At 73.8% G+C, this 9,668-nt stretch carries 1 protein-coding gene; it reads left to right on the top strand.

All coding sequences use genetic code 11. From position 1 onward, the window contains the following. Window position 1 precedes the first annotated feature (1 nt). Window positions 2–9,628, top strand: coding sequence for a type I polyketide synthase (locus ACZ59A_RS05475; protein ID WP_470953806.1), 9,627 nt, complete (start codon window positions 2–4; stop codon window positions 9,626–9,628). Window positions 9,629–9,668: the final 40 nt, after the last annotated feature.

Genomic DNA, 9,668 nt, shown 5'->3' with positions numbered 1-9,668 from the left:
AATGGTCAATAACGAGGACAAGCTCCGCGACTACCTCAAGCGGGCCACCGCCGACCTGCGTCAGGCCCGCCGTCAGCTCCGCGAGGTCGAGGAGCGGCATCAGGAGCCCATCGCGATCGTCGCGATGAGCTGCCGCTACCCGGGCGGTGTCCGCACCCCCGAGGAGCTGTGGCAGCTCGTCGCGGGCGGCGAGGACGCCATCTCCGGCTTTCCCACGGACCGCGGCTGGGACATCGAGTCGCTGTACGACGCCGACCCCGACCAGGCGGGCGCCAGCTATGTGAGCGAGGGCGGATTCCTCTACGACGCGGGCGGCTTCGACCCCACGCTCTTCGGCATCTCGCCGCGTGAGGCGATGGCGATGGACCCGCAGCAGCGGCTGCTGCTGGAGTCGTCATGGGAGGCGTTCGAGCGCGCGGGCATCGACCCGACCGCGCTGCGCGGCAGCCGCACCGGCGTGTTCGCGGGCGTCATGTACCACGACTACACCTCGCGGCTCGACTCCGTGCCCGAGGGCGTCGAAGGGTTCCTCGGCACCGGAAGCTCGGGCAGCATCGCGTCCGGCCGCGTGTCGTACACGCTGGGTCTTGAGGGCCCGGCCGTCACCGTCGACACGGCGTGTTCGTCGTCGCTGGTCACCCTGCACATGGCGGTGCAGGCGCTGCGCAACGGCGAATGCTCGATGGCGCTCGCGGGCGGTGTGACCGTGATGGCCACGCCCGCGACGTTCACCGAGTTCAGCCGTCAGCGCGGGCTCGCCGCCGACGGCCGCTGCAAGCCGTTCGCCGCCGCCGCCGACGGCACCGGCTGGGGCGAGGGCGTCGGCATGCTGCTCGTGGAGCGGCTGTCGGACGCCCGTAAGAACGGCCACCCCGTCCTCGCCATCGTGCGCGGCTCGGCCGTCAACCAGGACGGTGCGTCCAACGGTCTGACGGCGCCGAACGGCCCGTCCCAGCAGCGCGTCATTCACCAGGCGCTCACCAACGGCCGCCTCGGCGCGGCCGACGTCGACGTGGTCGAGGCACACGGCACCGGTACGACGCTGGGCGACCCCATCGAGGCGCAGGCCCTGCTCGCCACGTACGGGCAGGACCGGCCCGAGGGACGGCCCCTGCTGCTCGGCTCCATCAAGTCCAACATCGGCCACACCCAGGCCGCGGCCGGTGTCGCCGGAATCATCAAGATGGTCATGGCCATCCGCCATGGTGTGCTGCCCAAGACGCTGCACCTCGACGAGCCCACCCCGCACGTCGACTGGTCGGCGGGCGCGGTGTCGCTGCTCGCCGAGACCACGCCGTGGCCGGAGACCGACCGGCCGCGCCGCGCCGCCGTGTCGTCGTTCGGCTTCAGTGGCACCAACGCGCACACCATCCTGGAGCAGGCCCCCGCCGAGGAGGACGCGGAGGAATCCGCCGAGGCACCGGCGAAGCCCGCGGTCACGCGCCAGCTGGACGTGGTGCCGTGGACCGTGTCCGGCAAGAGCGCCGCCGCGCTGCGTGCGCAGGCCGAGCGGCTGCTGACCCACCTTGAGGCCGGCCCCGCGCCGCGCCCGGTGGACGTGGGCCTGTCGCTGGCCACGACGCGGGCACAGCTGGACCACCGTGCCGTCGTACGCGGCCACGACCGCGACGAACTGCTCGCCGGACTGGCCGCGCTGGCCAACGGCGGCATGGCGGCGGGCGTGGCCCAGGGTTCCGTCGTCGGCGGCCGGACGGCGTTCGTGTTCCCGGGGCAGGGTTCGCAGTGGGTGGGCATGGCGGTGGGGCTGATGGATGCCTCGCCGGTGTTCGCGGCGCGGATCGAGGAGTGTGCGGCGGCGCTGGCGGAGTTCACCGACTGGTCGTTGGTGGAGGTGCTGCGGGGTGCCGAGGGTGCGCCGTCGCTGGACCGGGTCGATGTGGTTCAGCCGGTGCTGTTCTCGGTGATGGTCTCGCTTGCCGAGCTGTGGCGTTCGTTCGGTGTGGCACCGGCCGCTGTGGTGGGTCACTCGCAGGGTGAGATCGCGGCCGCGTGTGTGGCGGGGATTCTTTCGCTGCGGGATGCGGCGCGTGTGGTGGCGCTGCGCAGCCAGGCGATTGGTCGGGTGCTGGCGGGGCAGGGCGGCATGGTGTCCGTGGCGTTGCCGGTGTCGGACGTACGGGAGCGGATCGCGGCGTGGGGCGAGGAGCGCATTTCGGTGGCGGCCGTCAACGGTCCGTCGGCCGTGGTGGTCTCCGGTGAACCGGCTGCGCTGGATGAGCTGCTGGCTTCGTGTGAGACGGACGAGGTCCGGGCCCGTCGGGTGCCGGTGGACTACGCGTCGCACTCCGCGCAGGTGGAGCTGTTGCGCGATGAGCTGCTGAAGCTCCTTGCGCCCGTGCAGCCGCAGGCCGCCGAGGTGCCGTTCCTCTCGACGGTGACGGGGGAGTGGGTCGAGGGTCCGGAGCTGGACGCCGAGTACTGGTTTACCAACCTGCGCCGCACGGTCGAGCTGGAGAGCGCCGTACGCCGCCTCCTCGACGAGGGCTTCGGGGCGTTCATCGAGTCCAGCGCCCATCCCGTGCTGGCGATGGCGGTGCAGGAGACGGCCGAGGACGCCGGTCTGGACGCGGCCGCCATCGGTTCGCTGCGCCGCGACGAGGGCGGGTTGGACCGCTTCTGGGCATCGCTGGGCGAGGCGTGGACGCGGGGCGTTCAGGTCGACTGGGACGCGGTGTTCGACGGCACGGGCGCGGCCCGCGTCGAGCTGCCCACGTACGCCTTCCAGCACCAGAACTACTGGCTTGAGTCGGGTACGACGCCCACTGCCGCCACCGCCGCCGACCCCGTCGAGGCCCGCTTCTGGGATGCCGTCGACCGCGAGGACTGGCAGGCGCTGGCCGCCGAGCTGGCCGTCGACGGCGACGAGCAGGTCAGCGCGCTGCTGCCCGCCCTCGCTGCGTGGCGCAAGCAGGCCCGCGAGCAGTCCACGGTGGACGGCTGGCGCTACCGCGTGACGTGGAAGCCCCTCGCCGATGGACAGCCCGCGCGGCTGTCCGGTGCGTGGCTGCTGGTCGTGCCGGAGGCCGCCGCCGAGGGCGAGTGGGCGACCGGTGCGGCCCGTACGCTCGCCGAACGCGGCGCGGACGTACGCCGGATCGTGGTGAACCCCGCCACCGACGGCCGTGAGCAGCTCACCGAGCGGCTGCGCGCCGCGCTCGCCGACACCGACGGTATCCCGTTCGCCGGTGTGCTGTCGCTGCTGGCGCTGGACGGCCGTCCGCACCCGCTGCACGGCTCCGTCCCGGCCGGAGTGGCGGCGCAGTTCGCGCTGGTGCAGGCGCTGGGCGACGCCGAGATCGGCGCGCCGCTGTGGTCCGCCACGCGCGGCGCGGTGTCCGTCGGCCGCGCGGATGTGCTGGACGCGCCCGAGCAGGCGCTGATCTGGGGCCTGGGCCGGGTGGCCGCGCTGGAGCACGGCGAGCGCTGGGGCGGTCTGGTCGACCTGCCCGGGACGGCCGACGAGCGGGCGCTGACCCGGCTGGCCACGGCGCTCGCCGGGGCGGGGGACGAGGATCAGCTCGCGATCCGCGCCACCGGGCTCCTCGTACGCCGTCTGGTGCGCGCCCCGCTGAGCGGCACGCCCGCCGTACGGTCCTGGGAGCCGTCCGGTACCACGCTGGTCACGGGCGGTACGGGGGCGCTGGGTGCCCATGTGGCGCGCTGGCTGGCCCGTAACGGTGCCGAGCACCTGGTGCTCACCAGCCGCCGTGGCATGGAAGCGCCCGGCGCGGCCGACCTGCGCGACGAACTCACCGCGCTCGGCGCCCAGGTCACCATCGCCTCGTGCGACGTGGCCGACAGCGACGCCCTGGCCGAAACCCTGGCGGCGGTCCCCGCCGCCCACCCGCTGACCGCCGTCGTGCACACGGCCGCCGTGCTGGACGACGGGGTGATCGAGGGGCTGACCCCGGAGCAGATCGACCGGGTGCTGAAGGTGAAGGTCGACGCCACCCGGCATCTGCACGAGCTGACCCGCGAGCTGGACCTGTCCGCGTTCGTGCTGTTCTCGTCCTTCGCGGCCACCTTCGGCGCGCCCGGGCAGGGCAACTACGCGCCCGGCAACGCGTTCCTCGACGCCTTCGCCGAGTGGCGGCGCGCCCAGGGCCTGCCCGCCACCTCGCTGGCCTGGGGGCCGTGGGGCGAGGGCGGCATGGCCGAGGGCGGCGTGGGCGACCGGATGCGCCGCCACGGCGTCATCGAGATGGCGCCCGGCGCGGCCGTCACCGCGCTCCAGCACGCCCTGGACCGCGACGAGTCGGTGCTGACCGTCGCCGACATGGAGTGGAAGCGCTTCGTCCTCGCCTTCACCTCCGGCCGCTCCCGTCCGCTGCTGCACGACCTGCCCGAGGCGCGGGACGTCGTCGCGGACATGAGCGCCGACGCCGAGGCGGAGGGCGCCGACGGTGCCGCGCTGGTGCGGCAGCTCGCCGGGGCGTCGGAGGCCGAGCGGGAGCGGCTGGTGCTGGAGCTGGTACGGACCGCCGTGGCGGCCGTGCTGGGCTACGCGGGCGCCGACGACGTGGAGCCGGGCCGGGCCTTCAAGGACCTGGGCTTCGACTCGCTGACCGCCGTCGAACTCCGCAACCGCCTCGGCGCCGCCAGCGGGCTGAAGCTGCCCCCGACCCTGATCTTCGACTACCCGACCCCCACGGTGCTCGCCCGCCAGCTGCGCACCGAGCTGTCCGGCGGGCAGCGGACGGCCGTGGCCACGCAGCCGGTCGCGGCGGCGTCCGCCGATGACGAGCCCATCGCCATCGTCGCCATGAGCTGCCGCTTCCCGGGCGGCGTACGCACCCCGGAGGAGCTGTGGCAGCTCCTCGACGCCGGTGGCGACGCGCTGTCGGAGTTCCCCGGCGACCGTGGCTGGGACATCGACTCCCTCTACAACCCGGACCCGGAAGCGCAGGGCACCAGCTACACCCGCGAGGGCGGATTCCTCACCGGGGCCGCCGAGTTCGACCCCTCCTTCTTCGGGATCTCGCCGCGTGAGGCCATGGCGATGGACCCGCAGCAGCGGCTGCTGCTGGAGACCTCCTGGGAGGCGTTCGAGCGCGCGGGCATCGACCCGTCCGCGCTGCGCGGCAGCCCGTCCGGCGTCTTCGTCGGCACCAACGGCTCCGACTACTCGATCCTCATGCGCAGCAACACCGAGGGCTACGAGGGCCACCTCGCCACCGGCAGCGCCGCGAGCGTCGTCTCCGGGCGGCTGTCGTACACCTTCGGCCTGGAAGGGCCCGCCGTCACCGTCGACACCGCCTGCTCGGCGTCGCTGGTGGCGCTGCACCTGGCCGTGCAGGCGCTGCGCAACGGCGAATGCTCGCTCGCGCTCGCGGGCGGTGTCACCGTCATGGCGACGCCCGGCACGTTCATCGAGTTCAGCGCCCAGCGCGGACTCTCCTCCGACGGCCGCAGCAAGGTGTTCTCGTCGGACGCCGACGGCTTCAGCCCGGCCGAGGGCGTGGGCATGCTGCTGGTGGAGCGGCTGTCGGACGCCCGGAAGAACGGCCACCCGGTGCTGGCCATCGTGCGCGGCAGCGCGATCAACCAGGATGGCGCCTCGAATGGTCTGACGGCGCCGAACGGCCCGTCGCAGCAGCGCGTCATCCGTCAGGCCCTCGCCAACGCCCGCCTGGGCAGCGGCGAGGTCGACGTGGTCGAGGCGCACGGTACGGGGACGACGCTGGGCGACCCGATCGAGGCGCAGGCGCTGCTCGCCACGTACGGCCAGGACCGGCCCGAGGGACGGCCGCTGCTGCTCGGCTCCATCAAGTCCAACATCGGCCACGCCCAGGCGGCGGCCGGTGTCGCGGGCGTGATGAAGACCGTGCTCGCCATGGAGCACGGCGTCCTGCCCGAGTCGCTGCACATCGCCGAACCGACCCCGCACGTGGACTGGTCGGCGGGCGACGTCGAGCTGCTGACCGAGGCCCGGCCGTGGCCGGAGACCGGCCACCCGCGCCGCGCCGCCGTGTCGTCGTTCGGCTTCAGCGGCACCAACGCGCACACCATCCTGGAACAGGCCCCCGCCGACGAGCCGGACGCGGAGCGGGAGACGCCGACGGAGAACGCCGGTGTGCTGCCGTGGGTGCTGTCGGGCAAGAACGAGGCGGCGCTGCGCGCCCAGGCCGCAAAGCTGCTGGCCCACCTCGACGCCGACCCGGTCCCGCGCCCGGCGGACATCGGCCATTCGCTGGCCACCACCCGCGCCGCCTTCGACCGGCGAGCGGTGCTCGTGGGCTCGGATCGGGAGGACTTCGCTCAAGGTTTGGACGCCCTCTCTAGGGGGCAGGTCCTGCCCAACCTGGTGCAGGGGGCCTCAATCGGGGGCAAGGCCGCATTCGTGTTCCCCGGACAGGGGTCACAATGGGTAGGCATGGCTGTGGGGCTGTTGGATGCTTCACCGGTGTTCTCTGCCCGTATTGATGAGTGTGCCGACGCGCTCGCCGAATTCACCGACTGGTCGTTGGTGGACGTGTTGCGAGGAGCGGAGGGCGCGCCGTCGCTGGAGCGGGTGGACGTCGTTCAGCCGGTGCTGTTCTCGGTGATGGTGTCCCTGGCGGAGCTGTGGCGTTCGCTGGGTGTGAAGCCCTCGGCCGTGGTGGGTCACTCGCAGGGTGAGATCGCGGCCGCGTGCGTGGCCGGGATCCTGACCTTGCAGGACGCGGCGCGTGTGGTGGCTTTGCGGAGCCAGGCGATTGGCCGGGTGCTGGCGGGCAAGGGTGGCATGGTGTCCGTAGCCCTGCCGGTGTCGGACGTACGGGAGCGGATCGCGGCGTGGGGCGAGGAGCGCATCTCGGTGGCGGCCGTGAATGGTCCGTCGGCTGTGGTGGTCTCCGGTGAGCCGACCGCGCTGGATGAGCTGCTGGCCTCGTGCGAGGCGGATGAGGTCCGGGCCCGTCGGGTGCCGGTGGATTACGCCTCGCACTCCGCCCAGGTGGAGCTGCTGCGCGACGAACTCCTCACGCTGCTGGCCCCCGTAGAGCCGCAGACCGCCCACACCCCCTTCCTGTCGACCGTGACGGGTGAGTGGGCCGACGGCTCCGAGCTGGACGCCGAGTACTGGTTCACCAACCTCCGCCGCACCGTCGAGCTGGAGAGCGCCATCCGGCGCCTGCTCGACGAGGGCATGAGCGTGTTCATCGAGTCCAGCGCCCACCCCGTGCTGGCGATGGGCGTGCAGGAGACCGCCGAGGACGCGGGCCGCGAGGCGGCCGCGATCGGCTCGCTGCGCCGCGACGAGGGCGGGTTGGACCGCTTCTGGGCATCGCTGGGCGAGGCGTGGACGCGGGGCGTTCAGGTCGACTGGGACGCGGTGTTCGACGGCACGGGCGCGGCCCGCGTCGAGCTGCCCACGTACGCCTTCCAGCACCAGCACTACTGGCCGCAGGCCGCCGAATCCGCGGCGGACGCACCGGCAGCGCAGTCCGACACTGTCGACGCCCGCTTCTGGGAGGCCGTCGAGCGCGAGGACCTGGAGTCGCTGGCCGACACGCTCGCCTGTGACGACGACACCGAGCGGTCCTCGCTCGGCGCCGTCCTGCCCGCCCTCGCGTCGTGGCGCAAGCAGGCCCGCGAGCAGTCCACCGTGGACGGCTGGCGCTACCGCGTGACGTGGCAGGCGCAGGCCGAGGGCCAGGCCCCGAGGCTGTCCGGGGTGTGGCTGCTGGCCGTGCCCGAGTCCGCGATCACCGACGACTGGACGCTCGGCGTGGTCCGTACGCTCGCCGAACGCGGCGCCGACGTACGGCAGATCACCCCGGCCGCGGTCGAGGCCGACCGCGCGACGCTGACCCGCCTGGTGCGCGACGAGCTGGCCGACGCCGGAACCGTCTCCGGTGTGCTGTCGCTGCTCGCCTTCGACGAGCGGACCGCGCCCGGCACCGATGGTGTCGGCGCCGGGCTGACCGGCACCGCCGCGCTGATCCAGGCGCTGGGCGACGCCGGGGTGGAGGCGCCGCTGTGGTGCGCCACGCGCGGCGCGGTGTCCGTCAGCGGTACGGACCGGCCGGAAGCCCCCGAGCAGGCCCTCGTCTGGGGCCTCGGCCGGACCGCCGCGCTGGAGTACCCGGAGCGCTGGGGCGGCCTGGTCGACCTGCCCGGGACGGCCGACGAGCGGGCGCTGTCCCGGCTGATGAACGTGCTCGCCGGGGCCGACGGCGAGGACCAGCTCGCGGTGCGCGCGGCGGGCGTGTTCGCCCGCAGGCTCGCCCGCTCCCCGCTGGCCGGTGCGCCCGCCGCACGGTCCTGGAAGCCGACTGGCACCACGCTGGTCACGGGCGGTACGGGGGCGCTGGGTGCCCATGTGGCGCGTTGGCTGGCCCGTAACGGTGCCGAGCACCTGGTGCTCACCAGCCGCCGTGGCGTGGAGGCGCCCGGCGCGGCCGAGCTGCGCGACGAACTCACCGCGCTCGGCGCCCGGGTCACGGTCGCCGCGTGCGATGTGGCCGACCGTAAGGCGGTCGAAGCGCTGCTCGCCGCGATCCCGGCCGACCAGCCCCTCACCGCCGTCATGCACGCCGCGGGCGTCCTCGACGACGGCGTACTGGACGCGCTCACCCCGCAGCGGTTCGCGACCGTCCTCGGCCCGAAGGCCGACGCGGCGCGCCATCTGCACGAGCTGACCCGCGACCTGGAGCTGTCCGCGTTCGTGCTGTTCTCCGGCATCGCGGGCACCCTCGGCGACGCGGGGCAGGGCAACTACGCGGCGGCCAACGCCTATCTCGACGCGCTGGCCGAGCAGCGCCGCGCCGACGGCCTGCCCGCCACCTCCGTGGCCTGGGGCCGCTGGGGTGAGACGGGACTCGCCGCGGGCGGGGCCATCGGCGAGCGGCTGGACCGCGGCGGTGTCCCGGCGATGGACCCGCACGCGGCCATCGCGGCGCTCCAGCAGGCGCTGGACCACGCCGATGCCGTGCTGGCCGTCGCCGACATCCAGTGGGAACGCTTCGCCCAGGGCTACACGGCGGTCCGCCCCAGCCCGCTCATCGGCGATCTGCCCGAGGTGCGGCGGCTGCGGGAGACCGGCGGCCCGGGCGGCGACCCGGCGGCGGCCGCGGACGGCTCCCCCGCGGAGGCGCTGCGGCAGCGGCTGGCCGGGATCTCCCGGGCCGAACAGTCCCTGGTGGTGCTGGAGGTCGTACGCACCAACGCGGCCGCGGCGCTCGGCCACCCGACGACCGACGAGGTCGGCGCGGGGCGGGCGTTCAAGGAGCTGGGCTTCGACTCGCTGATCGCGCTGGAGCTGCGCAACCGGCTCGGCGTCGCCACCGGGCAGAAGCTGCCCGCCACGCTGGTCTTCGACTATCCGACCCCGACGGCGCTGGCCGAGTTCCTGTGCGGCGAGCTCGTCGGCGACGGCGGTTCGGCGGCCGCGCCCGGGCTCGCTGAGCTGGACGCGCTGGAGTCCGCACTGTCCGTCCTCGACCCGGAGAGCGGGTCGCGGGAGGACATCGCGGCCCGGCTGCGGGACCTCGCGGCGAGGTGGGCGGAGCCCCGTACGGCCGGTGCCGAGACGGCCGACGGCGGCGCCGACACCGTGACGGAGAAGCTGCAGCAGGCGACGCAGGATGAGGTCTTCGACTTCATCGAAAAAGAACTCGGAATCTAAGGATCGATGGGTCCGCGGGCGCAAGGTTTGTGACGAGAAG

The organism is Streptomyces sp. NPDC040405 (genome assembly GCF_055595765.1).
Note: the sequence above shows the minus strand (reverse complement) of the source record. Positions and strands in the feature narration are given on the sequence as shown.

Excerpts from the sequence above, each read along its gene's own strand:
- ACZ59A_RS05475 (WP_470953806.1), top strand. The coding sequence starts at position 2 with ATGGTCAATAACGAGGACAAGCTCCGCGACTACCTCAAGCGGGCCACC.